Below are 26,392 nucleotides of genomic sequence, written 5' to 3'. Positions count from 1 at the left end.
TATACTTATCAACAGTAATATGTTAAAATGTTCAAGGCTCATGACAGCGAAAATGATGGATGGTTTCAAGTTATCCTGAGTTTCCTGACATGGGTTTTTATTTTGTCCGCCCAAAAATAAAGCAACGTACGAATTAATTTCCAAAAGGAATACATAGCTATTTAGTAGCAGGGTTTGATAAAATACAAAAAGGAATGAGTTTTAGCATAGGCTGTTTGTCTGAACAATGATGGCAAGACCGTCTTCGATTAATAAGAGCAAGCCTTTAATCGACTATCTCTCTTAATGTTTGGAGGAAATAATGTGGCAGTAAAACAAATTGTAATGTACCCGGATCCGGTGTTAGAAACACCATGCGCGGAAGTTACAGTCTTTGATAAAAAATTAGCAAAATTATTAAACGATATGTATGATACAATGATTGAATTTGACGGAGTTGGACTAGCTGCTCCGCAAATTGGTATATCAAAGCGCATTGCTGTAGTAGATATTGATGATGATATGGGTACACTGGAATTAATTAATCCCAAATTATTAGAAGTGAATGGCTCTCAAGTTGGTCCCGAAGGATGTTTAAGTTTCCCGGGATTATTCGGAGACGTCGAAAGGCCATTGTCTATTAAAGTAGAGGCGCAAAATAGAAAAGGAAAAAAATATATAATAGAAGCTGAAGAATATTTAGCAAGAGCGATTTTACATGAAATGGACCATTTAGATGGAGTACTATTTACATCAAAGGTAATTCGCTATCTAGAGGAAGATGAGCTAGAAGGAGTGGAAGCAAATGACTAAAGTTGTATTTATGGGTACCCCGGATTTTTCTGTTCCTGTATTACAAAGATTATTAGAAGAAAAGTATGAAGTAATTGCGGTTGTGACACAGCCTGATCGTCCTGTGGGCAGAAAAAAGGTGTTAACCCCGCCGCCAGTAAAGGTAGAAGCTCTAAAACATGATATCCCTGTCTATCAACCAGAGAAGATTCGTCAATCAGACGAGCTGAAAGCTATTATCTCTTTGAACCCGGATATTATTGTGACTGCTGCGTTCGGTCAAATTTTGCCAAAAGAGCTATTAGATGCACCAAAATTCGGCTGTGTGAATGTTCATGCATCCTTGCTTCCTGAATTAAGAGGCGGAGCGCCAATTCACTACAGTATTTTACAAGGGAAAGAAAAAACCGGTATTACCATTATGTATATGGCGGAGAAGCTAGATGCTGGTGATATTATTTCAGTGGCGGAAGTGGAAATTGAAGAAGAAGATACAGTAGGAACACTTCATGATAAATTAAGTCGTGTTGGAAGTGATTTATTAGCAGAAACTTTGCCTAAACTGTTAGCAGGAGAAATTACGCCGATTCCGCAAAAGGATGAGGAGGCAACATTTGCTCCAAATTTGAAGCGGGCGGACGAACTAATTGACTGGTCTGTTTCTGGAGAAGAAATTTATAATAAAATTCGTGGTTTAAATCCTTGGCCAGTAGCTTTTACTCTTTATCAAGGGAAAGTGATGAAAGTATGGGCTGGTAAGAAAGTGGCGAAAAAGAGAGATGCCTCTCCTGGAACAATTGTCGACATAACAGATCATGGCCCAATTGTGGCAACAGGTAATGACACATACATTCAATTAACAGAAGTACAACCAGCGGGCAAGAAGAAAATGGACATCAGCCAATTCTTACGCGGGGCTGGCAGTAAAATGCAAGTAAATGAGATATTAGGAGTTACGAATGAAGAAAACTAGAAAAAATGTGCGAGAAGCAGCATTAGATATTTTGGAAACCATTCAAAAAAATCAAGCGTATAGTAACTTATTGCTAAATACGACGATTAAGAAAAATGAGATTCCTTCTAAAGATATCGGTTTGTTAACAGAAATTGTTTATGGAACGCTGCAAAGAAAAATGACTCTGGAATTTTATCTGCGTCCTTTCCTTAATAAAGGAAAGAAAATAGAGGAATGGGTTTATATTCTTCTGCAGATGACTGTCTATCAAATCGTTTATTTAGATCGTATTCCAGATCATGCTGCAATAAATGAAGCGGTAGAAATTGCTAAAAAGAGAGGCCACAAAGGAATAAGCGGCTTTGTAAATGCTGTACTAAGAAATATGCTAAGACAAGGATTGCCATCCTTTAATGAGATTAAAGATGAAATAGAACGACTTTCCATTGAAACAAGTCATCCTAGTTGGCTTGTAAAAAGATGGGTCGAGCAGCTTGGTGTAGAAGAAGCGAAAAAAATGTGCGAAATCAATCTAACTGCACCGATGCAAACAGCAAGGGTTAATACAACAAAGGTTTCTGTAACGGAATGTATAGAACTTTTAACAGAAGAAGGATTTCAAGTAGAAGCAAGTGAGGTAATCCCAGAAGGGATTAAAGTTTTAAAGGGAAATATCGCTCATTCATCTGCTTTTGAAAAAGGGCTGCTGACGATTCAAGATGAAAGCTCGATGATTGTTGCTTATGCACTAGATTTAGACAAACCATATTCCGTATTGGATGCTTGTGCAGCTCCAGGTGGTAAATCTACTCATATTGCAGAGAAGATGAATAAGGACGGCAACATTCTTTCTATTGATCTTCATGATCATAAAGTAAAGTTGATTAAGCAAAATGCAGATCGCTTAGATTTACCAACGATTGAAACAAAGGCAATGGATTCAAGAAAGCTGGACAGCAGCTTGGAGAAAGAAAGCTTTGATCGAATTCTGTTAGATGCACCATGTTCAGGGTTTGGTGTAATGAGAAGAAAGCCAGATATGAAATATACAAAAACAGAAGCTGATGTAGATCGGCTGCAGAAAATTCAATTGGATTTACTAGCTTCTGTTTCCCCGCTTTTAAAAAAAGGTGGAATATTAGTATATAGTACATGTACCATTGATACAGCAGAGAATGAAGAAGTGGTGGAGAAATTCTTAGCTGTTAATACGCAGTTTGAGAGAGATAGAACATTGGCGGATCGTCTGCCACAAGATGTAAAGAATTACGCAGAAGGAAATGAATTACAGATATTACCGCAATATTTTGGCTCAGATGGCTTTTATATTGCAGCATTAAGAAAGAAGGTGCAATGATGGAACAAGTAAAAACATCATCAAGAAGAAGACAAAAGGCAGAACCAGCAATTCCCTCGATATACTCAATGGAATTGCAAGCACTAAAGGATTGGCTGACAGCGCATAATGAAAAGGCGTTTCGTGCGGATCAAATTTTTGAATGGCTATATAAAAAGAGAGTAACCTCTTTTGAAGATATGTCTAACTTATCGAAAAATTTACGTTTAATGCTTCAGGAAAATTTTACAATTACAACATTAAATACGCTTATTCAGCAAACATCAAATGATGGGACAATTAAATTTTTATTTGAATTACATGATGGCTATTCCATTGAAACAGTTTTAATGCGTCATGATTATGGTAATTCTGTTTGTGTAACAACCCAAGTCGGCTGTCGAATCGGCTGTACTTTCTGTGCTTCTACATTAGGTGGATTAAAAAGAAATTTAGAAGCAGGAGAAATCGTTGCACAAGTCGTAAAAGTACAACAGGCATTAGATGAATTGGGCGAACGTGTAAGTTCAGTTGTTATTATGGGAATTGGGGAACCATTTGATAACTTTACTAGTATGTTAAGTTTCCTAAAAATTATTAACCATGAACAAGCATTAAATATTGGAGCAAGACATATCACTGTGTCAACCAGTGGGATTATCCCGAAAATTTATGAATTTGCGGATCAAAATATGCAAATTAATTTTGCGGTTTCCCTGCACGCGCCAAACACAGAGTTAAGAAGCAGACTAATGCCAATTAACAGAGCGTATAAATTACCTGATTTAATTGAAGCTATCCGCTACTATGTGGATAAAACAGGTAGACGTGTAAGTTTTGAGTATGGTTTATTTGGCAACGTAAATGATCAAGTAGAGCATGCGGAAGAGTTAGCTGAGCTTGTGAAAGGAATCAAGTGTCACGTAAACTTAATTCCTGTTAACTATGTACCAGAAAGAGATTATGTAAGAACACCGAAGGATCAAATCTTTTTATTTGAAAAAACATTAAAGAAACATGGAGTAAATGTAACAATCCGCCGTGAGCAAGGTTCAGATATCGATGCTGCATGTGGACAGCTTCGTGCGAAGGAGAGAAAAGAAGAGACGAGGTGATCACCTTTGAGTCAAATTTTTATGACTGATAAGGGGAAAGTTAGACAACATAATGAGGATAGTGGAGCAATTATTAGAAATAAAAGCGGTCAACGCCTTGCCATCGTAGCTGATGGCATGGGTGGACACCGTGCAGGTGATGTTGCAAGCTCACTCACTGTTGAGAAACTGGCAGAACTTTGGACAATGGTAGAGGAAATTAAAACAGCAGATGAGGCAGAAAACTGGTTGGAATCCAATATTTTAGAGGTCAATCAATATGTTTTCGATTATGCTTCCACCCATCCAGAATGTGAAGGCATGGGTACCACCATTATAGGGGTAATCAGTACAGAAAATTTTTCGACGATTGCTCATGTGGGAGACAGCAGATGCTATCTTTATAATGAAGATGGCTTTAAACAAATTACAGAAGATCATTCCTTAGTAAATGAATTAGTTCGTATGGGCCAGATATCGAAAGAGGATGCAGAGCATCATCCCAGAAAAAATGTCGTCTTGAGAGCACTTGGAACAGATGCGCAGTTAAATATTGATGTGATGACCATTATGTTTGAAGAAGGAGACATCATATTTATTTGTTCTGATGGACTATCTAACAAAGTAACGGATCAACAAATTAAAGAGATTCTTGAAAAAGAGATTACATTAGAAGAGAAGGCTTCTACGTTAATCGAAACTGCCAATATAAATGGTGGAGAAGATAATATTACGGTCGTTATTTTGGAGTATGGGGATGGTCATCAAGCAGGTGAAGGGCAATGATGATTGGAAAAAGAATAAGTGGCCGTTATAAAGTCTTAGAGATGATTGGCGGAGGTGGAATGGCAAATGTCTACCTTGCGCATGACATGATTTTAGATCGAGATGTAGCAGTGAAGATGCTAAGACTCGATTATGTCAATGATGAGGAGTTTATTAAACGATTTCATCGCGAAGCGCAATCTGCTACAAGCTTAGCTCATCCGAATGTCGTCAATATATATGATGTTGGAGAAGAAGGAGACATCTATTATATTGTTATGGAATATGTGGAAGGCGATACACTGAAACAATACATACATAAAAATTCACCACTTTCTGTAGAGACAGTTATCGCAATTATGCAGCAAATAACATCTGCAATCGCGCATGCGCATCAAAATAATATTATCCATCGCGATATAAAACCGCATAATATTTTAATAGATAAAGAAGGAAAAGTAAAAGTAACCGATTTTGGAATTGCAATGGCATTAAGTGCGACAAGCATCACGCAAACAAATTCTGTGTTAGGTTCTGTTCATTATTTATCTCCTGAACAAGCTCGTGGTGGAATGGCTAATAAAAAATCTGACATTTATTCTCTTGGGATTGTAATGTTTGAATTATTAACAGGGAGATTGCCTTTTTCTGGCGAATCAGCTGTTTCGATTGCTTTAAAACATTTGCAGTCTGAAACGCCTAGTGTTAGAAGATGGAACGAAGCCATCCCGCAAAGCGTGGAGAATATCGTCTTAAAAGCTACTGCGAAAGATCCTTTTTATCGATATAATAGTATGGAAGAAATGTCAGAGGATTTGCAAACAGCTTTAGATTTAGAGAGAATAGACGAACCCAAGTTTGCAATACCCGTTGATGACGAAGCTACAAAAGCAATTCCGGTCATTACAAATGATGGTTTATATAAAAATTTTGATGAGACGATTGTTCATACAAATGAAAAAGAAGATCAAGGAAACACATTGGTAAAGGAAGCTCCAGTAAAGAAAGAGAAAAAGAAGAAAGCTAAGAAAAAGGGAAAGAAAATTGCTGCCATTATTATTTCAACCTTTATCGCCTTGCTATTAATAATGGGACTAGTAATATTTTTTCTGCCAGATTTACTTGCTCCAGAAGATATAGTGGTTCCTGATGTCACTGGTTTAGAATTAGATAAAGCAAAGACAACGCTAGAAGAAAAAGGCTTTGTAGTGTCTGATACTATTACCTTAAATAGTGATGATGTAGAAAAAGGTCATGTTATTAAAACAAGTCCTAGTGCAGGCAGCGCGCGAAGAGAAGGGACAGAAATTACGATCTATGAAAGTCTTGGAAAAGAGACGGTCGTGTTAAGTGATTATGTAGGAAGAAAATATGATGATGTTGTTAAACTATTAGAATCAGAAGGATTCGATTTTAAAGATATTGATCCTATCGAAGTTTTTGATGATAGTGAACCAGGAACAATATTAGAACAAAATATTAAGCCAAAAGAGGAAGTAGTACCAAGTGAAACTTCATTAGAATTTACAATAAGTAAAGGTGCACAGTTAATTAGTGTCAAAGATTTATCAGATTATACGAAAAAAGAAGTAAATGACTATGTGGACGATGCTGGTTTAACGGTAACTTTTAAGGAAGAATATAGTGACACAGTGGAAAAAGGTCTAGTCATTTCCCAAACGCCTGAACCTCGTACTAATTTGAAAAAAGGTGCTGGAATTACTGTTGTTCTTTCTAAAGGAAAAAAAGAAGTACAACCGAAAGAAGTAATGAGAGAAATATCGATTCCATATGAACCGACTGAAATGACTGCCGATGGGAAGCCAGTCGAACAAACAGTAAGAATATATATTGGTGATTTTAATAATAGTATGACAGAACCAGCTGAAACATTTACGATTACTGAAAATACTAAAAAGACAATCTATCTGCAAATTCCTGAAGGGCAAAAAGGATATTATCGAGTGCAGATTGACAGTGTAGTCATCCTTGATGAAGAGGTTCCTTATCCTAACTAGTAATTGGTTTGAATTTAGCAAGAGAGGGAATGCTCTTTAAGTAGGTATTTTCTAATAAGCTGTCGGTTTTAAAATAGTTTTTAGAAACATACTAGAACTTTTATTAGTGAGCGAAAGTAAGTAAGGAGCGTTATATTTATGCCTAAAGGCAAAATTATTAAAGCGTTAAGTGGATTTTATTATGTATTAAGTGAGGGTCAATTAATACAGTGTCGCGGTAGAGGTGTATTTCGAAAAAACAAGATAACCCCTTTAGTAGGCGATGAAGTCGTTTTTCAAGCAGAGAATGAAACAGATGGCTATATTTTAGAAGTGAACGAAAGAAAAAATGAATTAGTAAGACCGCCGATTGCCAATGTGGATCAAGCCATTCTTGTCTTTTCTAGTGTGGAGCCAGATTTTAGCACCGCGCTATTGGATCGTTTTCTCGTATTAATTGAATACAATAGAATTGACCCAGTAATCTGTATAACAAAAATGGATTTAGCAAGTAGTGAGGAGGTTGAAAAAATGAAGGAGTACGCAGCGCAATATGAAGCTGTAGGGTATCCTGTCATTTTAACCTCTTCTGAAACCGAAGCGGGCATAGAACAGCTATTGCCTTATTTAAAGGATAAGATTTCGGTATTTGCCGGACAATCGGGAGTAGGAAAGTCTTCTTTGTTAAATGTAATTAGACCTGATTTAGACTTAAAGACAAATGAAATTTCTGCCAGTTTAGGAAGAGGAAAGCATACAACAAGACATGTAGAGCTTATCTCAATTGGAGATGGACTTGTCGCAGATACACCAGGTTTTAGTTCACTGGAGTTTCTAGAAATTGAAGGAGAAGATTTGAATTATTGTTTTCCTGAAATAGAAAAAACAAGCGAAAACTGTAAGTTTAGGGGCTGTCTTCATCTTTCAGAACCAAAATGCGCAGTGAAAGAAGCGGTAGAAAATAATCAAATTCCAACTTATCGTTATGAGCACTACAAAGATTTCTTACAAGAAATTAGAGATCGAAAACCGAAGTATTAGTTGCTGAATTGTTAAAAAAACAGCGTTTTATGAATAGGAGAGAATTCTATATTCCATTTGCATGAGCTTGGACAGAGATGTGGAGACCGGGCATATGCACCTAAAAGCGATAGAATTCTTGGAATTACACTTAGATAGACTTTTACTTATTTTGTATTTGCAGCCTTAAAGCAGATTCTTTCTATATAGCCGTTTGGACTTTTATCTGGATTGATTAGTAATCAACGTAGATAAAGAAAACAAAGGCATATAAAAAAGGATCTGTATTTTTGTATAGAAAAGTAATAAGAGGAGGAGAAACATGATTGTTCATATTATGGCTGGAGGACCAAAGCAGTATATTCCTCAGTTAGATAACTATCCGAAAGATATTTGCTGGATTGGTGTGGATAGAGGGGTTATGTATTTAATCGAAAGATCCCTGCCGATTTATGCAGCTTTTGGTGACTTTGATTCTATTTCGGAAACAGAACTGCAGGCGATGGAAGAAAAAACAGGTATTATTAAACGTTTTAAGCCAGAAAAAGACGAAACAGACATGGAACTTGCTCTTTTATGGGCTATTAAAGAAGGTGCAACGACGATTCGGTTATTTGGTGCGACAGGGGGGAGACTCGACCATACAATAGCTAATCTTCACCTGCTATTACGAGAAGCGCTAGACAATAAGAAGATTCAACTAGAAATAATCGATAAACAAAACAGCGTATCTGTTGTACAAGCAGGGTCTTATACGGTAAAAAAACTGGAGGAATATAAATATATTTCATTTTTCCCATATAGTACAAAGATTGTAGGTCTATCTTTAGAAGGTTTTAAATACCCTTTAGTAAGGAGAAATCTTCCTGCTAGCAGCACATTGTGCATTAGTAATGAACTAATTCGAGAAACTGGTACTTTTTCCTTTGATGAAGGCATATTAATGGTAATAAGAAGTTGTGATTAAAATCTGATAAATGATGGTACTAATTTATTTAATCTGAATAGGATATGGAAGTGCTAGCGATGTTTATTGATTAAGGAGGGACAGTATTCATGAGATTCTATACCATTAAATTGCCGAAATTTTTAGGAGGACTTGTCCGAGCAATGTTAGGAACCTTCAAAAAGGACTAACGAAAGATTCTGCGAATTTTTTTAGTAAAGACAACCTTTCACTATGAGGCGGGGATCTTCGAAGACTCACTTATGTATACGCTTTTGAATGTTGTTTGGAGACAAAATAAAAAAGGACATGTGACATGTCCTTTTTTATTGCGATCTGATTAAACGCGTTCTACTTTACCAGATCTTAATGCTCTAGCAGAAACCCAAACACGTTTAGGTTTACCGTCTACTAAAATACGAACCTTTTGAAGGTTAGCTCCCCAAGTACGTTTGTTAGCGTTCATTGCATGGGAACGAGCATTACCTGTAGTTGTTTTTCTTCCAGTGATAACACATTTACGTGGCATGTATATTTCCCTCCTTATTACAGAAACCCATTAAAATGAGTTTGAAAAGTCATAGATAGCAATTTACTTATAGTCTGCTAAATAATCCTCGTTACAGATACCTTAATAATTTATCATACAACTTAAATGAATGCAATAGTTGGATGAAAAGCTTTCAAGAAAATTTCCTTGACATGTATTTCTTTACTGAACAGATCAGTTTATCTCAAGACTTTATGGGAATAGTAAAACAAGTAGCTGTTTTCTGAATTTATCCCAATGCTTTAATAGAAGTGTTATTTTGTTATATAATAATAATAAGCTTTTTAACTATAGCTTTCAAAAAAGTTTTGGTTATAGTAAAATGTCAGTAGTCAAGGAGCAATTCCAAAGGGGGAAAACTCATGTCCATTGAACTAAAAACGAATTTCGGACAAATTGATATATCTACAGAAGTTATCGCTACAATCGCAGGTGGAGCAGCAGTAGACTGCTACGGTATCGTTGGAATGGCGTCGAAAAATCAAATTAAAGACGGTTTAACAGATATTTTGCGAAAAGAAAACTTTACACGTGGTGTAATCGTTCGAAAAGTTGAAGAAGAAGTACATATTGATATGTATATCATTGTAAGTTACGGAACGAAAATCTCCGAGGTTGCGCACAATGTTCAATCAAAAGTAAAATACACACTCAATAAGACAGTTGGACTTGCCGTTGACTCGGTTAATATTTACGTTCAGGGAGTTCGTGTGACGAACCCGTAGTAGAGGAGGAAACACAGTGTCAATTACAGTTTTAGAAGGAAAGCGATTTGCCGAAATGGTAATACAAGGAGCAAACCATTTGTCCTCTAATGCTAAATATGTAGATGCGTTAAATGTCTTTCCAGTGCCAGATGGAGATACAGGAACGAATATGAATTTATCGATGACTTCAGGTGCAAAGGAAGTTCAAAAGAATATTCAATCACATATCGGTAAAGTTGGAACCTCATTATCGCGAGGTTTATTAATGGGAGCCAGAGGGAATTCAGGGGTTATTCTTTCTCAATTATTTCGAGGGTTTTCTAAGCATATTGAGCAAAAAGAGACGATAACTGGAAAAGAATTTGCGGATGCCTTACAATTCGGTGTGGAAACAGCATATAAAGCAGTAATGAAGCCGGTAGAAGGAACGATTCTTACAGTTGCAAAAGATGCTGCAAAGAAAGCGGTTCAATCTGCCGAAAAAAATGATGATATCATTGTTATCATGGAGGATACAGTAAAAGAAGCAAGAGCTTCTTTAAACAGAACACCTGAACTTCTGCCTGTGTTAAAAGAAGTAGGCGTCGTTGATAGTGGTGGGCAAGGTCTAGTATTTGTATATGAAGGGTTTCTTGCAGAGCTAAAGGGTGAAAAACTTCCAGACGCTGTGCAAAATGTTGTTTCTATGAATGAATTGGTAAATGCAGAACATCATAAAAATGTTCACAGTTATATCAATACAGAGGATATTGAATTTGGCTACTGCACAGAATTTATGGTTCGTTTAGAGCAAGAAAAGTTAGGGAATAAGCCGTTTTCAGAAGATGACTTCAGACAAGCGTTAAGCAAATATGGAGATTCATTACTTGTAATTGCGGATGATGAAATTGTGAAAATTCATATTCACTCCAATCAGCCTGGTGAAGTATTAACATTTGGACAAAAATACGGTAATTTGGTAAAAATGAAGATTGAAAATATGCGTGAACAGCATAGCAGCTTAGTGGATGCAGCAGAAAAAGAGGAAGTAAATAATGCTCATTCCCTGGAAGAACAAAAAGAGTATGGGATTGTAACAGTTTCGATGGGAAGCGGAATTGCAGATCTTTTCAGAAGTATCGGTGCTCATTATGTTATTGAGGGCGGTCAAACAATGAATCCAAGCACGGAAGATATTGTTAATGCTGTACAACATATCAATGCGAAAAAGGTCTTTATTTTACCAAATAATAAAAATATTATTATGGCAGCAGAACAAGCAGCTGACGTATTAGAACAAGAGGTTGTGGTTATCTCTTCTAAAACGGTTCCTCAAGGAATGTCAGCTTTACTTGCTTTTAATCCTTCTAGTGATTTAGCAACAAATGAGAAGAATATGAAAGCGGCGCTTGAACATGTGAAAACTGGTCAAATTACGTATGCAGTCAGAGATACAAGTATTGATGGGTTAGAGATTGAAACAGGCGACTTTATGGGACTTGCAGAAGGAAAAATCATTGTAAAAAGCAAAGATAAAACAGAATCTGCAATGGAACTTATAAAATCCATGATTGATGAGGATTCAGAAATTGTAACGATAATTAAGGGAGAAGAAGCGACGGAAGAAGAGCTTGAAACGCTTGTATCTTTTATTGAAGACAATTTTGAAGATGTGGAAGTAGAAGTTCATGATGGAAAACAACCACTGTATTCCTTTATTTTTTCTATTGAATAATAGTATTTTAAAAGGGTGTGCCTGTATATATGGAGGCATGCCCTTTTTGTGTTTTAAAGGGGATAGTGGATGGAATGGGAGGGTCCTTCTGCTGATTGTTCCCTTTTTTGAGGAGGAATAGATGCAATGGGTAACAGAGAGGAAGTGTCAGTGCTAATTAAAGTATAGTGAAGAGAAAAAAGGAACAGATGCACGATAACAAAAGTTATGCAGGAAGAAAACTTCGATATATCCCCTCAACCCTTCACACTTTCCTAATCAAAATTAGCTATTTTCTATCGAAGAATAAGAATTAGAACCATATATTAATATAGTATGATATTATATAGTGTAATCAATTTATACCCAGTATTATGTTAAAGAAATATCATTTTGACTTTTGGCCATTTAAGGAGAGACAAATCCATGAAATTTAAAAGCGTTTTTGATATTATTGGTCCAGTCATGATTGGTCCATCCAGTTCCCATACAGCAGGTGCGGCAAGGATTGGCAGAGTGGCGCGTAACCTTTTTGAAAGAGAACCAAAATGGATAAACATTCATTTTTATGGTTCATTTGCTGAAACATATAAAGGCCATGGAACAGATGTAGCGATAATTGGGGGAATTCTTGATTTTGATACCTTTGATGAGCGAATTAAAGACTCCTTAGAAATTGCAGAACAGCATGGAATCCAAGTAAACTTTCATATAGAAGAAGCGATCCCCGAACATCCTAATACAGCAAAAATTCATTTGGGGGATGAAGACGGAGAAATGGAGCTAGTTGGTATTTCTATTGGCGGCGGGAAAATAGAAATCACCGAGTTAAATGGCTTCCAATTAAAGCTTTCTGGTCATCATCCTGCGATATTAGTTGTTCATAATGACCGATTTGGTGCAATTGCGAAAGTGGCCAATGTATTGGCTAAATACGAAATTAATATTGGTCATATGGAAGTTAGTCGTAAAGAAAAAGGAAAACTGGCTTTAATGACAATTGAGGTCGATCAAAATATAGAAGAATCCATTTTAAAAGAGCTTGAAGAGTTAGATTCAATTGAAAAAGTTACAACAATCGTGGAATAAAGGGAGGGGTAAATATGTTTCGTAATGTAGCAGAATTGGTAGAAATAGCAACGACTAGAAATTTACCGATTTCCGAAATAATGATAGAACAAGAAATGCAAGTAACAGGAAAAACAAGACAAGAAATTATTGGTCAAATGGAAACGAATCTTCAGGTAATGGAGCAAGCTGTTGAAAGAGGGTTAAATGGAGTTGTATCCCATTCTGGATTAACTGGTGGAGATGCGGTGCTTCTCCAAAACTATATTAAGAAAGGTCAATTTCTTTCCGGAGAGATCATTCTAGACGCAGTAAGTAAAGCTGTTGCGACAAATGAAGTAAATGCTGCTATGGGAATGATATGTGCAACACCAACAGCAGGTTCAGCAGGAGTAGTACCTGGTACGTTATTTGCTGTACAAAATAAACTGAATCCTACAAGAGAGCAAATGATTGCATTCCTTTTCACGTCTGGTGCATTTGGTTTTGTTGTGGCAAATAATGCCTCCATCTCAGGTGCTGCAGGGGGATGCCAAGCGGAAGTTGGCTCGGCTGCTGGAATGGCTGCAGCGGCAATTGTAGAAATGGCAGGAGGAACACCAGAACAATCAGCACATGCGATGGCTATCACGTTAAAGAATATGCTCGGTCTTGTTTGTGATCCAGTTGCCGGTTTAGTAGAAGTTCCTTGTGTAAAACGAAATGCAATGGGAGCAGCGAATGCGATGATTGCTGCTGATATGGCTTTGGCAGGTATTAAAAGTCGTATACCATGTGATGAAGTAATTGATAGCATGTATCGCATTGGTCAGGCAATGCCTACAGCGCTTAAAGAAACAGCACGGGGAGGGTTGGCAGCAACACCGACAGGCCGCAGGTTAGAAGCCGAAATCTTTGGTAGTGCAGCTGCCGCAAATAAGTGAATGAGTCTTTACAACTATCCGTCGAACATTTAAAAGGGGTTGGACCCGAAACAAAAAAACAGTTAGAAGAAATGAATATTCATAAGATTAATGATTTGCTAGAATATTTTCCTTATCGCTATGAGGATTATCGTCTGAAAAACCTCGAAGAAATAAAGCATGAAGAAAAAGTGACGGTAGAAGGGAAGGTTCATAGTGAACCCTCCCTTATTTTTTATGGAAGAAAGAAATCTAGATTAACAATAAAGCTATTAGTCGAACAGTACTTAATTACGGTTGTATTTTTTAACCAGCCCTATTTAAAAAGTAAATTAGCTGTGCAAGAATTGATTACGGTAACAGGGAAATGGGATCAGCACCGCCAAACCATAACAGCAAACCATTTGCAAATTGGCAGTAATCAAAAGGGGCATTTATTCGAACCAGTCTATGCTGTAAAAGGGAATATGACCGTAAAAAATTTACGTAAATATATATCCACTGCTTTAAATCAATATGGAGAATTAATCGAAGAGAATTTTCCTTCTTCAATGTTAACGAAATATCGTTTGCTGCCCCGGAAGGAAGCACTCAAGATTATCCATTTTCCTGAAAAGAGAGAGGATTTAACGCAAGCTAGAAGACGTTTTGTGTATGAGGAATTTCTTTTGTTTCAATTAAAAATGAGTGCCTTAAGAAAATACGAAAGAGAACATTCTGGTGGTAAAAGCCAGCAATATTCCCTTGAAAAACTAACCACTTTCATCGAGGCACTTCCTTTTCCGTTGACAAATGCTCAAAAAAGGGTAGTAAACGAAATTCTCACAGATATGAAAGCAGAGGTGCGAATGAATCGTTTACTGCAAGGGGATGTAGGATCAGGAAAAACAATTGTTGCTGCGATTGTGTTATATGCTTCGATCCTTTCTGGCAACCAAGGTGCGCTAATGGCACCGACAGAAATCCTGGCAGAGCAACATGCAGATTCATTGCATCAGATTTTTTCAGAATTTGGAGTAGTATGTGGTTTGTTAACAAGTTCTGTTAAAGGTAAAAAAAGAAAAGAATTACTAGCCCAATTAAAAGAAGGAAAAATCGATATTTTGATAGGGACACATGCATTGATCCAAGATGATGTAGTATTCAAATCATTAGGATTAGTCATTACTGATGAACAGCACCGCTTTGGTGTGGAACAAAGAAGAGTACTGCGGGAGAAGGGGGAAAATCCAGATGTTCTGTTTATGACGGCGACCCCAATTCCACGAACACTTGCCATCACGGTATTTGGTGAGATGGATGTCAGTATTATCGATGAAATGCCAGCAGGGCGAAAAAATATCGAAACATATTGGGTAAAGCATGATATGTTAACAAGAATCCTGCAGTTTATGGAAAAAGAACTTCATCAAGGAAGACAAGCATATGTAATTTGTCCGTTAATCGAGGAATCCGAAAAGCTGGATGTTCAAAATGCAATCGATGTGCATGCAATGTTATCTACCTTTTTCCAAGGCAGATACAATGTTGGGCTTATGCACGGAAAACTGCATCCAGAAGAGAAAGATAATATGATGAAACAGTTCAGCCAAAATGAAATCCAAGTGCTTGTAAGTACAACGGTTGTTGAAGTCGGAGTTAATGTACCAAATGCGACATTTATGCTCGTATATGATGCAGAACGTTTTGGGTTATCACAGCTTCATCAGCTTAGAGGAAGAGTAGGGCGAGGGGATGCTCAGTCTTACTGTGTATTAATCGCAGATCCCAAAACAGATGTTGGAAAAGAACGAATGAAAATTATGACGGAAACGAGCGATGGGTTCGTGTTAAGTGAAAAGGATCTAGAATTAAGAGGACCAGGAGATTTTTTTGGGAAAAAACAAAGTGGTCTACCTGAATTCAAAATGGGTGATATGATACACGATTATCGCATCTTGGAAACAGCCAGAAATGACGCTGCTATCCTAATCGAGTCAACTGCATTCTGGCAAAATGATGACTACAAAGCGCTAAGAGATACTTTAAAAGAAACAGGGGTCCTTAACGGAGAAAAGCTAGATTAATCACAAGATATTTTCTAGTAAATAAAACAAGTGTAAGTATTTTGACTTGCTTTTTTATATAGAGAGAAGAAGCCTAAACTAGCTTGAATACACTACAGACAACATAGTAATAGTAAAGCCCCTTATCGTAGAGCCGAAAAGATAGGGCAGGGGATTCATGCTCAAGGTTTACGTTTTTATTCACCAGTAGTTAGAACAAAACTTCGGCTTGCAATCCCATTGTATAAATTATATACTACTATTAGTACCTAGTCTTAATAGTGCGGTGGTGTGAATAAATGAAGAGGAACAAAAGAGAACGTCAAGAGCTTTTAGTGGAGACAATCAAGGAAACTCCATTTATTACAGACGAGGAATTGGCGGAAAAATTCTCTGTTAGTGTACAGACGATAAGACTAGATCGGTTAGAACTATCCATTCCAGAGCTTAGAGAGCGCATTAAAAATGTCGCCAAACAATCACTTGAAGACGAAGTGAAAGCATTGCCTATCGAAGAAGTCATTGGTGAAATAATCGATATGGAATTAGATAGTTCAGCTATATCTATCTTTGAAGTGAAAGAAGAGCATGTTTTTAAAAGAAATGGCATTGCAAGGGGACATCATCTTTTTGCACAAGCGAATTCTCTTGCAGTTGCCCTGATTAACGATGAGCTAGCATTAACAGCAAAAGCAAATATTCATTTTACGAGATCGGTTAAATTAGGTGAACGAATTATTGCCAAAGCAAAAGTAAAGCATATAGATAGTATGACCGGCAGAACAACAGTAGAAGTGAATAGTTATGTGAACACAGAATTAGTTTTTAAAGGCGAATTTGATATGTACCGTGCCAAAAGATAAAGGAGTAATCAATATGATGAAAATTGCAATGGATGCAATGGGGGGAGACAATGCCCCAAAGGAAATAGTTATTGGTGCCCAAAAAGCAATTGAAACTTTTTCAGACCTAGAGATACTTCTTGTTGGGGATGAAAAACAGATTCAATCTTTTCTAACCAATAAAGAACGAATTGATATTTTACATACAGAAGAGCAAATTTTAGCAACAGATGAACCAGTAAGAGCAGTACGCCGGAAAAAAACAGCTAGTATGGTCCTTGGTGCTACAGAAGTAAAAGAGGGAAGAGCAGATGCGTTCATATCAGCAGGAAATACAGGTGCCTTAATGGCAACTGGATTATTCGTTGTTGGTAGAATGGAGGGAATTGACCGTCCAGCATTAGCACCAACCTTGCCGACGATCAGTGGAGAAGGCTTCCTTTTACTTGATGTTGGTGCAAATGTAGACGCTAAGCCTGAAAACTTAGTTCAATATGCCATGATGGGAAGCATCTATTCCGAAAAAGTAAGAGGAGTTGCTAAACCAAGAGTCGGCTTATTGAACATTGGAACAGAAGAGAAAAAGGGGAATGAGTTAACAAAGAAAACCTTTGAACTTCTCCAAAGCACCAATATTCATTTCATCGGAAATGTGGAAGCACGTGATTTGCTTGATGGAGTATGTGATGTTGCTGTGACAGATGGTTTTACAGGAAATATGATTTTAAAAACGGTCGAGGGAACAGCGATGTCTATGTTTAAAATGATTAAGGCCGAGTTAATGAGCAGCTTTACTTCCAAAATGGCTGCTGCCGTCTTGAAGCCTAATCTAAAGCAGATTAAAAATAAGTTAGATTATTCAGAGTATGGCGGAGCTGCTTTATTCGGTTTAAATGCCCCTGTTATCAAGGCTCATGGTTCGTCTGATAGTCAAGCGATATTTAGTGCAATCAGACAAACTAGAGAGTTTGTGCAATCAGGTGTAGTCGCTCAAATAAAGAATGCAATGGAGAGCTATGTAGAATAAATTGAGACAGATATGGTGAATTCCACTTCTAATGGGAAGAAAAGGAGAGTAAAAATAAATGAGTAAAATTGCTTTTGTTTTTCCAGGTCAAGGCTCACAAGCAGTCGGAATGGGAAAAGATTTATTTGAACAATTTGAACCGGCAGCAAATGTATTTAAAAAAGCGGATCAAAAATTAAACTTTTCTTTAACAGACTTAATTTTTGAAGGGCCAAAGGAAGAGCTTACGCTTACCCATAATACACAGCCAGCTTTACTTACAACAAGCATCGCTATTTTAGAACACTTTAAGCAGTTTAATATACAGCCAGATTTTGTTGCTGGCCATAGTTTAGGTGAGTATTCAGCGTTAGTGGCAGCAGGTGTGCTGTCTTTTGAAGAGGCTGTATTTGCAGTTCGCAAGCGTGGAGAATATATGCAAGAAGCAGTTCCAGCAGGCGAAGGAGCAATGGCCGCTGTGCTAGGGTTAGAAAGAGAGAAATTAACTGCGGTCACACAAGAGATTTCAGATGCAGGCAATTCTGTACAGTTGGCTAATCTTAATTGTCCTGGACAAATTGTGATCTCAGGCACTACAAAGGGTGTTGAATTAGCGGGAGAAAAAGCGAAGGAAGCAGGCGCAAAGCGTGCAATCCCTCTGGAAGTAAGTGGTCCATTCCATTCAGAGTTAATGAAACCTGCAGCGGAAAAATTTGCTTCCGTATTAGACGGATTGCAATTAACAGATGCAAAAATTCCGGTCATTGCTAATGTAACGGCAGCTCCAATTCAAGATCATGCAGAAATAAAAGCAAAGCTAGTGGAGCAATTGTATTCATCTGTCCTTTGGGAAGATTCCGTTCGCAAAATGCTTGATTTAGGAGTAGATACATTTATTGAAATTGGACCTGGCAAAGTTCTTTCCGGTTTAATCAAGAAAATTGATCGAAAAGCAAAAGTATATGCTGTAAACGATATGGAAACAAGTAGTAAAGTTGCAGAAGAATTAAAGGGGGATATGTAAGTGAAATTAGCTGGTAAAGTTGCTGTTGTCACTGGAGCATCTCGAGGAATTGGTAAATCGATTGCACTTGAGTTAGCAAAGCAAGGTGCGGATGTTGTTGTTAACTATGCAGGAAGTGTAGATCGTGCCAATGAAGTAGTGAAGGAAATCGAAGCTTTAGGAAGAAAAGCAATGAGCATTCAATGTGATGTATCCGATAGTGCTGCTGTAAATGCGATGATGAAAGAAGTGTTAGACGCGTTTGGCAGTCTGGATATTTTGGTGAATAATGCTGGAATTACAAGAGATAATTTATTAATGCGTATGAAGGATTCAGAGTGGGACGATGTTATTAATACCAATCTTAAAGGTGTGTTCCTCTGCACGAAAGCAGTAACAAGACCAATGATGAAGCAAAGAAAAGGGAGAATAATAAACATTACTTCCATTGTTGGTGTGACAGGAAACCCTGGTCAAGCTAATTATGTTGCAGCAAAAGCAGGGGTGATTGGTTTTACAAAAACAACTGCGAAAGAACTTGCTCAGCGTAATATTACGGTAAATGCGATTGCTCCTGGATTTATTACAACAGATATGACGGATAAACTGACAGAAGAAGTGAAAAATGGCATGCTTACGCAAATTCCCTTAGGTCAATTTGGTAAACCAGAAGATATTGCTAATGCTGTTGTCTTTTTAGCTTCTGATGAGAGCAGCTATATTACAGGGCAAACATTGCATATTGATGGTGGAATGTATATGTAATCTTTCCTAAACAAAGGGAAAAATGCGAATAGTAAGAGAATAAACATCAGATAAAGTTCTCATTTATTATTTCGTTAAAATACTCTATAATGCATTTGAGGGGAGGTGAAATAAATGGCAGATGTATTAGAGCGTGTAACAAAAATCGTTGTAGATCGTCTTGGCGTAGAAGAATCAGAAGTAACTTTAGAGGCTTCTTTCAAAGATGATTTAGGCGCTGACTCTCTTGATGTAGTTGAACTTGTTATGGAATTAGAAGATGAGTTTGATATGGAAATTTCTGACGACGATGCTGAAAAGATTTCTACAGTTGGTGATGCTGTGAATTACATAAGTAATCGCTAATCAGTGTTTAAAAGCTCCGTTGCAACGGGGCTTTTAATTTTGTATATTAGCGGTGATTTATGTATATTCTATGACTGAGGAAATATCAGGAAAATCCATTATGAAAATGGCCCTAAGAATAGATGACAATATCTGTTTGTTTGATGTATACTAATAACTAAATACTTATTATTATAGGCGAAATATGAGTTATTGGACGGACAGATATGGATTCGTTCAAAAGAATAACAAATACAGCGTTTATTGACGCATAAAAGGATAGAAATAGTTTTTCTTATGTGAAGTGGGGTTAGCCCCCTAGTGGTAGCCCGATTTCTGTAATAGAAAAGGCTTGGAGAGAAAAAACTTTCCAAGTTTCTTTGCGTTTTTTATCTTTTTTACTTAAACTTGAAATGAATTGTAAACTTAGTGCTAAGGTGGATGCAAAATGCGAGGCAATCGAAAAGACAAAAGAACTGTTCGACCAAATGAGAAAAAAATGAAGGAACTCCAAGAAAAATTGGGGATTCATTTTACGAATGAAAAACTATTGAAGCAGGCTTTTACCCATTCATCATATGTGAATGAGCATCGAAGAAAACCACATGAAGATAACGAAAGATTAGAATTTCTTGGGGATGCCGTTCTAGAATTAACGGTATCTAAATTTCTCTTCAACAAATTTCCGATGATGAGCGAAGGAGAGCTGACTAAATTGCGGGCTGCAATCGTGTGTGAACCATCGCTTGTTTCCTTTGCTAATGAACTTTCCTTTGGCAAGTATGTGCTCTTAGGCAAAGGAGAGGAAATGACTGGGGGAAGAACTAGACCAGCGCTGCTTGCTGATGTATTTGAAGCGTTTATTGGTGCTTTATATTTAGACCAAGGATTGGATTCAGTGGTAGCATTTTTAGAGGAAGTTATTTTCCCGAAAATTAATAACGGTGCTTTTTCTCATGTGATGGATTTTAAAAGTCAACTACAAGAATATGTACAAAGAGATGCTGTTGGAACAATCGAGTATAAAATATTGCTTGAAAAAGGACCCGCACACAATAGAGAGTTTATTTCACAAGTCTTTTTAAATAATCGAGAACTTGGAACAGGTATGGGTCGTTCCAAGAAAGAAGCAGAGCAGCAAGCTGCCCAAAAATCATTATTAATGCTAAAGGCGGAAAGTGAAAACTAAATGCTCAAAAAAACGAACGAAGAAAAACAACTAGAGGAAAACAAGGAAGAATCGGGGTGAGGTCATGTTCTTAAAACGGTTAGATGTTATCGGTTTTAAGTCATTTGCAGATCGGATTTCTGTCGATTTTGTGCCAGGTGTGACGGCAGTAGTAGGACCAAACGGAAGTGGGAAGAGTAATATTACGGATGCAATTCGTTGGGTACTTGGAGAACAATCTGCAAAGTCCTTGCGTGGAAGTAAGATGGAGGATGTTATCTTTTCAGGTAGTGACTCAAGAAAAGCGGTTAACTTTGCAGAAGTGACGTTAACTTTAGAAAATGAAGATCATTTCCTGCCATTGGATTTCCATGAAGTAAGTGTAACGAGGCGTGTATATCGATCAGGAGATAGTGAATTTTTAATTAATAAACAATCTTGTCGTCTAAAAGATATTATTGATTTATTTATGGACTCAGGGCTTGGGCGCGAAGCATTTTCGATTATTAGTCAGGGAAAAGTCGAAGAAATCTTAAATAGTAAGGCAGAGGATCGCCGGTCTATCTTTGAAGAAGCAGCAGGCGTATTGAAATATAAAACTCGTAAGAAAAAGGCAGAAGGAAAGCTTGTAGAAACACAAGATAACCTAAACCGTGTAAATGACATACTACATGAATTAGAAAGTCAGGTTGAGCCACTAAAGATTCAAAGCTCAATGGCTAAGGAATATTTACATCATCGAGAGAATCTTGAATCGATTGAAGTGGCCTTAATGGTTCATGATATTGAAGAAGCGCATGAGCGATTTGAAGCTATTTCAAAGCAATTAGAAACATATAAACAAGAAGAGCTAAAGCTATCCTCTATGCTGCAAAATAAGGAAGCGAAGATGGAGGAAGTGAAAAATGAAGTAGCCGCTTTAGATGAATCGATTGATGATCTTCAACAAGTACTTCTTTTAGTGAGTGAAGAATTAGAAAAATTAGAAGGTCGAAAAGAAGTATTAAAAGAACGAAAGAAGAATGCAACACAAAATCGTGATCAGCTTGAAAAGAGCAAGGTGGAGCTGCAAGAAAGAGTAGAAACTCTTGTGCTGCAAAAAGAAACGCAAGAAAAGCTTGTTCATGAATTGCAAGCAGAGTCGAAAGCGATTGAAGAAACTTTAAAAGCTAATGAAAAAAATCTTGCTCTTTTTAATGAGAACCTAGAAGAAAAAATTGAGATGCTAAAAAGCGACTATATTGAGATAGTGAGTAATCAAGCAGCGGCAAAAAATGAATTGAATTCGGTTATTCAACAACTAGAAAATCATGAAAAAAGGACATCGCAGCTTGATGAAGAAAATGCTAACTTCACAAATGAGCGTATGCAAATTCAAGAAAAAAAGACTAAGTTTACGGAGAAATTGAAGGAACTATCTGATGAACTGGAGAAATGGTCTAAACACTGGCAGGAAAAGCAAAGTCATTTTCAAGGAATAGAAGCAAAGGTTCAACAAGTAGAGAAGGCGCTTTATCAATCTTATCAATATGCACAGCAGGCGAAATCACGTAAAGAAATGCTTGAGGAATTAGAAGATGACTATTCTGGATTTTTCCACGGAGTAAAGGAAGTACTTAAAGCTAGAGGGAAATCCTTACAAGGGATTAGAGGTGCAGTTGCAGAATTAATGCAAGTACCAAAGGAATATAGTGTGAGCTTAGAGATTGCATTAGGTGGATCGATGCAGCATATTGTGGTGGAAACAGAACAAAATGGACGGGAAGCAATCGCTTTTTTAAAGAAGAATGGGTTTGGACGAGCTACGTTTTTACCAATGAATGTTATTAAGGGAAAAACGCTTGCTGATTCCCAACTACGATTAATTCAAGGGCATCCATCCTTTATTGGGGTTGCTGCAGATTTGATTAATTATGACAGTCAATATCGGGAAATTATCCGTAGTTTATTAGGAAATGTTGTGATTACGAAGGATTTAAAGGGCGCCAATGAGATGGCGAAAATTCTTCAATATCGTTCCCGTTTTGTAACGTTAGAAGGGGAGATAGTTAATCCTGGTGGGTCGATGACTGGTGGAGCGATGAAGCAGAAACAAGCTTCAATCATCACCAGAAAAGGAGAATTAGAAGAGCTTAGGAAAAAGATTTTTGAAATGGATAAAACATCTTTAAAGCTTGAGGAACAGCTGAAAAAAGGAAAAGCAGCATTGCAAGCAGAAGAATCATCGATAGAAGAAGCGCGCTTAAAGGTGGAAGATCTTCGTTTCCAAATTCAGACATGGAAAGATGACTTAAAAGAGGTGGAATTCGAAGAAAGAGCAATGAATGATAAATTGTCTCTATATGACCGCAATAAGGCCGATTCACATCAAGAGCAAGAGCTTCTGCAGCAAAGAAGAACTGTTTTGCAAGAAAAACTGGAACAGCAAAGTAAAAAGTTATCTGAATTAGATAAAGAGATTGCTTTAGTTACCGAGCAAAAAAATAAACAAACAGTTTCCAAAGAATCAGTCGTAAATACAATTAGTGATTTACGAATTCAGTCGGCAGCTAAAAAGGAACAGCTCCGCCATGAAAAGGACAAGTTAGCAGCTATCATTCAAGAACATGAATCAACAGAAGAAAAGTGGGAGCTTGTCAAAGAGGACTTACGCTTGCTTTCTTCTGAAATGAGTAATTCTCATTCAGGGGAAGCGACATTAGAAGAAGCAGCAGAACAAAAACTGCAAGAAAAACAAGAAACGATCCAGCTTATTTCTTTACGCAGAGAGGAAAGATTGCAAAAACAAATGCGCTTAGAAGAGCTGGAGCTGGAAACAAAGGAGCAGCGCAGGCTTCATAGAGGGATTGTTCAAGCACTAAAGGATGAAGAAGTTAAATTAAACCGTGTAGACGTGGAATTAGATACACGATTAACGAATCTACGCGAGGAATATTTATTAACGTATGAAGGGGCTAAGCTTGATTATCCTTTAACATTAGAAGTCGAAGAAGCCCGTAAAAAGGTAAAGCTCATTAAATTAGCTATGGAAGAACTAGGAACTGTAAATCTTGGGGCCATAGAGGAATATGAGCGAATCTCGGAAAGATACGAATTCCTGCTCGAACAAAAAACAGATTTAGAAGAAGCGAAGGATACCCTTTACCAAGTAATCGATGAAATGGATGAGGAAATGAAAAATCGATTTGAGCAGACATTTGAAGGGATAAAGGCTCATTTTGAAACGGTATTCCAAAGTTTATTTGGTGGAGGAAGTGCTGATTTAGTATTAACAAATCCAGAAGATCTTTTAAATACAGGAGTAGAGATTGTAGCCCAGCCACCAGGGAAAAAACTTCAAAATTTAAGTCTTTTATCTGGGGGAGAAAGAGCGCTAACAGCCATCGCTTTATTATTCTCCATTCTAAAAGTAAGACCAGTTCCTTTCTGTATTTTGGATGAGGTGGAAGCGGCATTGGATGAAGCAAATGTATTCCGATTTAGTTCCTATTTAAAACGTTATAGCCATGAAACACAATTTATTGTTATTACTCACCGCAAAGGGACAATGGAAGAAGCAGATGTTCTTTATGGGGTAACTATGCAAGAGTCAGGTGTTTCAAAGCTAGTTTCCGTTCGATTAAGTGAAACAAAGGAATTAGTTGCAAATGGATAATTTTTTTATAGTTAGTTAGAAGCTTAATTCGCTTTAATAAACATTTCTAATTTCACTTCCGAGGCCTGTTGCTCTGTCAAGATAGAGGCCTTGGAAACTTTTAATGTTTACGATAAGCAGTTTACATGTACATAACCATATTTTTTAATGAAAGAAGGGATAATAATGAGCTTTTTTAAAAAGTTAAAAGAAAAAATGTCTCAGCAGACTACAACCGTAACGGAGAAGTTTAAAGAAGGCTTATCGAAAACAAGAAATAACTTTTCCGAAAAAGTAAATGAACTTGTGTCACGTTATCGAAAAGTAGACGAAGATTTCTTCGAAGAGCTGGAAGAAATCTTAATTGGAGCAGATGTTGGTTTCGAAACAGTCATGGAACTAATTGATGAGCTAAAAAAAGAAGTGAAAAGAAAAAATATTCAAGATCCAAAAGAAGTACAAGATGTAATTTCCGAAAAGTTAGTTGCTATTTATCAGAATGGGGAAGACCAATCCTCTACGATTAATATGCAAGCAGAAGGCTTAACTGTGATCTTGTTTGTTGGCGTAAATGGAGTAGGGAAAACTACGACAATCGGTAAGCTTGCTCATAAGTATAAAGAGGAAGGGAAAAAAGTTTTGCTTGCTGCAGGTGATACCTTCCGTGCTGGAGCAATCGAACAGTTGGAAGTATGGGGAGAGCGTGTCGGTGTGGATGTCATTAAACATACAGAAGGCTCTGATCCAGCAGCAGTTATGTTTGATGCTGTACAGGCTGCTAAGTCTCGTCAAGCAGATATTCTTCTTTGTGATACAGCTGGAAGATTGCAGAATAAAGTGAATTTAATGAAGGAATTAGAAAAAGTTAAGCGAGTAATTGAACGAGAGGTCCCAGGTGCACCACATGAAGTTTTACTCGTGCTAGATGCCACAACTGGGCAAAATGCTTTAGTACAGGCTAAAACATTTAAAGAAACAACAAATGTAAGTGGCATTGTACTAACAAAATTAGATGGAACAGCAAAAGGTGGAATTGTGTTAGCAATTCGAAACGAACTACATATTCCAGTTAAATTTGTTGGATTAGGTGAAAAAATGGACGATCTCCAAAGCTTCGATCCAGAAAAATATGTCTATGGATTATTTTCAAACTTAGTAGAGCAAAGTGAAGAGTAAAAGAGAGTTAGGTGGAAAGATGTCGTAAAGGAAGCTTACGACATCTTTTTTTAACTGAATGTTAAATTATTGCAAAAACGTAATAAAAATAAGGATAAGAATAATAATAAAAGTAATATCTTTTTTTGGAGGGAAAACGTTTGATTATTCAAAGCGTTGTATTGCTTATTCTTATTGGAGGCGTTGTCTTAACAGTAAAGGGTCATCTTGTTCAGCATCATGCTTATGCTCAACTAGGTGATTCCTTACCAGCCAAAAAATTGAAAGGAGCAGAAGGAGAAAATTTCCTTACGCTAGAAGAAGAAAATCTTTTTTTAAGCAGCTTATCTGGCCTGCGCATGAAAATAATTGGTGCCATTCTAATAGCAATACCAACTAGTATCCTTATCCTTTTCCATTTAAACTAGCTTGTGTTCAAAGTTAGTTGAATTGCCTTTAAAGATTGAATGAAGGCGAAATGAGTATTTTACAAAAAAATACTAGCACCGATAATTATAGAACAATATTAAAATCAAACTTCTGTTAAAAGGTTACAGAAGTTTTTTTAAATGCTTCCCAAAAATAGTTTCTAATACATAAAACATTTGCAACAGTCTCTTCGTCTAATGAAGGAGAGACATTTATT

At 37.0% G+C, this 26,392-nt stretch carries 24 protein-coding genes; 23 read left to right on the top strand and 1 reads right to left on the bottom strand.

Translation table 11 applies throughout. The features are described from left to right. Positions 1–303 precede the first annotated feature (303 nt). The 9 genes from def to spoVM all read left to right on the top strand — a co-directional run bounded on the left by def (position 304) and on the right by spoVM (position 9,075). Complete coding sequence (gene def, locus BCI01S_RS03475; RefSeq protein ID WP_047939953.1) at positions 304–792, top strand: peptide deformylase; 489 nt, start codon at positions 304–306, stop codon at positions 790–792. Next, positions 785–1,744 carry a methionyl-tRNA formyltransferase gene (gene fmt / locus BCI01S_RS03470; protein ID WP_047939954.1) on the top strand — a complete coding sequence of 320 codons (960 nt, stop codon included), beginning with the start codon at positions 785–787 and terminating at the stop codon, positions 1,742–1,744. The genes def and fmt overlap by 8 nt, the downstream gene beginning before the upstream one ends. After that, complete coding sequence (rsmB, locus tag BCI01S_RS03465; protein ID WP_047939955.1) at positions 1,731–3,083, top strand: 16S rRNA (cytosine(967)-C(5))-methyltransferase RsmB; 1,353 nt, start codon at positions 1,731–1,733, stop codon at positions 3,081–3,083. The genes fmt and rsmB overlap by 14 nt, the downstream gene beginning before the upstream one ends. Next, positions 3,080–4,177: a dual-specificity RNA methyltransferase RlmN gene (gene rlmN / locus BCI01S_RS03460; RefSeq protein ID WP_095257565.1), complete on the top strand. Its 1,098-nt coding sequence runs from the start codon at positions 3,080–3,082 to the stop codon at positions 4,175–4,177. The genes rsmB and rlmN overlap by 4 nt, the downstream gene beginning before the upstream one ends. 6 nt (positions 4,178–4,183) lie before the next feature. Beyond that, a complete protein-coding gene (locus tag BCI01S_RS03455) occupies positions 4,184–4,942 on the top strand; it encodes a Stp1/IreP family PP2C-type Ser/Thr phosphatase (protein WP_156485385.1) in 759 nt (252 codons plus the stop codon). After that, a complete protein-coding gene (pknB, locus tag BCI01S_RS03450; RefSeq protein ID WP_047939957.1) occupies positions 4,939–6,939 on the top strand; it encodes a Stk1 family PASTA domain-containing Ser/Thr kinase in 2,001 nt (666 codons plus the stop codon). Before BCI01S_RS03455 ends, pknB begins: the two co-directional genes overlap by 4 nt. Before the next feature lie 138 nt (positions 6,940–7,077). Next, positions 7,078–7,959 carry a ribosome small subunit-dependent GTPase A gene (gene rsgA / locus BCI01S_RS03445; protein WP_047939958.1) on the top strand — a complete coding sequence of 294 codons (882 nt, stop codon included), beginning with the start codon at positions 7,078–7,080 and terminating at the stop codon, positions 7,957–7,959. A gap of 301 nt (positions 7,960–8,260) precedes the next feature. Next, positions 8,261–8,905 carry a thiamine diphosphokinase gene (locus BCI01S_RS03440; protein WP_047939959.1) on the top strand — a complete coding sequence of 215 codons (645 nt, stop codon included), beginning with the start codon at positions 8,261–8,263 and terminating at the stop codon, positions 8,903–8,905. A gap of 89 nt (positions 8,906–8,994) precedes the next feature. Next, positions 8,995–9,075, top strand: a complete 81-nt coding sequence (gene spoVM / locus BCI01S_RS03435) for a stage V sporulation protein SpoVM (protein ID WP_016201070.1) — start codon at positions 8,995–8,997, stop codon at positions 9,073–9,075. Positions 9,076–9,224: 149 nt separating this feature from the next. Here the strand turns inward: spoVM and rpmB are convergent, their stop codons facing one another. Continuing rightward, positions 9,225–9,413: a 50S ribosomal protein L28 gene (rpmB, locus tag BCI01S_RS03430; RefSeq protein ID WP_016201071.1), complete on the bottom strand. Its 189-nt coding sequence runs from the start codon at positions 9,411–9,413 to the stop codon at positions 9,225–9,227. A gap of 383 nt (positions 9,414–9,796) precedes the next feature. Here rpmB and BCI01S_RS03425 point away from each other — a divergent pair, with 383 nt between their 5' ends. The 14 genes from BCI01S_RS03425 (at position 9,797) to BCI01S_RS03360 (ending at position 26,174) form a co-directional block, all read left to right on the top strand. Next, positions 9,797–10,159 carry an Asp23/Gls24 family envelope stress response protein gene (locus tag BCI01S_RS03425; protein ID WP_047939960.1) on the top strand — a complete coding sequence of 121 codons (363 nt, stop codon included), beginning with the start codon at positions 9,797–9,799 and terminating at the stop codon, positions 10,157–10,159. 16 nt (positions 10,160–10,175) lie between these two features. Beyond that, complete coding sequence (locus BCI01S_RS03420) at positions 10,176–11,855, top strand: DAK2 domain-containing protein (RefSeq protein WP_061796736.1); 1,680 nt, start codon at positions 10,176–10,178, stop codon at positions 11,853–11,855. Between the two features lie 405 nt (positions 11,856–12,260). Next, a complete protein-coding gene (gene sdaAB, locus BCI01S_RS03415; protein ID WP_047939962.1) occupies positions 12,261–12,923 on the top strand; it encodes an L-serine ammonia-lyase, iron-sulfur-dependent subunit beta in 663 nt (220 codons plus the stop codon). Positions 12,924–12,937: 14 nt separating this feature from the next. Continuing rightward, a complete protein-coding gene (gene sdaAA, locus BCI01S_RS03410) occupies positions 12,938–13,825 on the top strand; it encodes an L-serine ammonia-lyase, iron-sulfur-dependent, subunit alpha (protein ID WP_047939963.1) in 888 nt (295 codons plus the stop codon). Further along, positions 13,822–15,870, top strand: coding sequence for an ATP-dependent DNA helicase RecG (gene recG, locus BCI01S_RS03405; protein WP_061796734.1), 2,049 nt, complete (start codon positions 13,822–13,824; stop codon positions 15,868–15,870). The genes sdaAA and recG overlap by 4 nt, the downstream gene beginning before the upstream one ends. A gap of 278 nt (positions 15,871–16,148) precedes the next feature. After that, positions 16,149–16,712 carry a transcription factor FapR gene (gene fapR, locus BCI01S_RS03400; protein WP_047939965.1) on the top strand — a complete coding sequence of 188 codons (564 nt, stop codon included), beginning with the start codon at positions 16,149–16,151 and terminating at the stop codon, positions 16,710–16,712. 16 nt (positions 16,713–16,728) lie between these two features. Further along, entirely contained in the window at positions 16,729–17,718 is a 990-nt protein-coding gene (gene plsX, locus BCI01S_RS03395) for a phosphate acyltransferase PlsX (protein ID WP_047940269.1), read from the top strand. A gap of 58 nt (positions 17,719–17,776) precedes the next feature. Beyond that, complete coding sequence (gene fabD / locus BCI01S_RS03390) at positions 17,777–18,721, top strand: ACP S-malonyltransferase (protein ID WP_047939966.1); 945 nt, start codon at positions 17,777–17,779, stop codon at positions 18,719–18,721. Next, positions 18,722–19,465 (top strand): 3-oxoacyl-[acyl-carrier-protein] reductase, encoded by a 744-nt coding sequence (gene fabG, locus BCI01S_RS03385; RefSeq protein WP_047939967.1) that lies wholly within the window; start codon positions 18,722–18,724, stop codon positions 19,463–19,465. It abuts the gene before it with no gap. A gap of 114 nt (positions 19,466–19,579) precedes the next feature. Further along, positions 19,580–19,810 (top strand): acyl carrier protein, encoded by a 231-nt coding sequence (locus BCI01S_RS03380; protein WP_016201082.1) that lies wholly within the window; start codon positions 19,580–19,582, stop codon positions 19,808–19,810. Between the two features lie 427 nt (positions 19,811–20,237). Beyond that, positions 20,238–20,978 carry a ribonuclease III gene (gene rnc / locus BCI01S_RS03375; protein ID WP_047939968.1) on the top strand — a complete coding sequence of 247 codons (741 nt, stop codon included), beginning with the start codon at positions 20,238–20,240 and terminating at the stop codon, positions 20,976–20,978. A 64-nt stretch (positions 20,979–21,042) separates the two neighbouring features. Further along, positions 21,043–24,612 carry a chromosome segregation protein SMC gene (gene smc / locus BCI01S_RS03370; RefSeq protein WP_061796732.1) on the top strand — a complete coding sequence of 1,190 codons (3,570 nt, stop codon included), beginning with the start codon at positions 21,043–21,045 and terminating at the stop codon, positions 24,610–24,612. A 165-nt stretch (positions 24,613–24,777) separates the two neighbouring features. Further along, positions 24,778–25,767, top strand: a complete 990-nt coding sequence (gene ftsY / locus BCI01S_RS03365) for a signal recognition particle-docking protein FtsY (protein WP_047939970.1) — start codon at positions 24,778–24,780, stop codon at positions 25,765–25,767. Positions 25,768–25,907: 140 nt separating this feature from the next. Then, a complete protein-coding gene (locus BCI01S_RS03360; RefSeq protein ID WP_061796729.1) occupies positions 25,908–26,174 on the top strand; it encodes a hypothetical protein in 267 nt (88 codons plus the stop codon). The last annotated feature ends 218 nt before the right edge of the window (positions 26,175–26,392 follow it).

This window comes from Niallia circulans NBRC 13626, assembly GCF_001591585.1.
Classification (GTDB): domain Bacteria; phylum Bacillota; class Bacilli; order Bacillales; family Cytobacillaceae; genus Niallia; species Niallia circulans.
This window is presented reverse-complemented; position numbering and strand designations above follow the sequence as displayed.

Bases quoted from the DNA above. Each gene is read 5' to 3' on its own strand.
- fmt (WP_047939954.1), top strand. From the start codon at position 785: ATGACTAAAGTTGTATTTATGGGTACCCCGGATTTTTCTGTTCCTGTA.
- rsmB (WP_047939955.1), top strand. From the start codon at position 1,731: ATGAAGAAAACTAGAAAAAATGTGCGAGAAGCAGCATTAGATATTTTG.
- rlmN (WP_095257565.1), top strand. From the start codon at position 3,080: ATGATGGAACAAGTAAAAACATCATCAAGAAGAAGACAAAAGGCAGAA.
- pknB (WP_047939957.1), top strand. From the start codon at position 4,939: ATGATGATTGGAAAAAGAATAAGTGGCCGTTATAAAGTCTTAGAGATG.
- rsgA (WP_047939958.1), top strand. From the start codon at position 7,078: ATGCCTAAAGGCAAAATTATTAAAGCGTTAAGTGGATTTTATTATGTA.
- BCI01S_RS03440 (WP_047939959.1), top strand. From the start codon at position 8,261: ATGATTGTTCATATTATGGCTGGAGGACCAAAGCAGTATATTCCTCAG.
- spoVM (WP_016201070.1), top strand. From the start codon at position 8,995: ATGAGATTCTATACCATTAAATTGCCGAAATTTTTAGGAGGACTTGTC.
- rpmB (WP_016201071.1), bottom strand. From the start codon at position 9,413: ATGCCACGTAAATGTGTTATCACTGGAAGAAAAACAACTACAGGTAAT.
- BCI01S_RS03425 (WP_047939960.1), top strand. From the start codon at position 9,797: ATGTCCATTGAACTAAAAACGAATTTCGGACAAATTGATATATCTACA.
- sdaAB (WP_047939962.1), top strand. From the start codon at position 12,261: ATGAAATTTAAAAGCGTTTTTGATATTATTGGTCCAGTCATGATTGGT.
- sdaAA (WP_047939963.1), top strand. From the start codon at position 12,938: ATGTTTCGTAATGTAGCAGAATTGGTAGAAATAGCAACGACTAGAAAT.
- fapR (WP_047939965.1), top strand. From the start codon at position 16,149: ATGAAGAGGAACAAAAGAGAACGTCAAGAGCTTTTAGTGGAGACAATC.
- plsX (WP_047940269.1), top strand. From the start codon at position 16,729: ATGAAAATTGCAATGGATGCAATGGGGGGAGACAATGCCCCAAAGGAA.
- fabD (WP_047939966.1), top strand. From the start codon at position 17,777: ATGAGTAAAATTGCTTTTGTTTTTCCAGGTCAAGGCTCACAAGCAGTC.
- BCI01S_RS03380 (WP_016201082.1), top strand. From the start codon at position 19,580: ATGGCAGATGTATTAGAGCGTGTAACAAAAATCGTTGTAGATCGTCTT.
- rnc (WP_047939968.1), top strand. From the start codon at position 20,238: ATGCGAGGCAATCGAAAAGACAAAAGAACTGTTCGACCAAATGAGAAA.
- smc (WP_061796732.1), top strand. From the start codon at position 21,043: ATGTTCTTAAAACGGTTAGATGTTATCGGTTTTAAGTCATTTGCAGAT.
- ftsY (WP_047939970.1), top strand. From the start codon at position 24,778: ATGAGCTTTTTTAAAAAGTTAAAAGAAAAAATGTCTCAGCAGACTACA.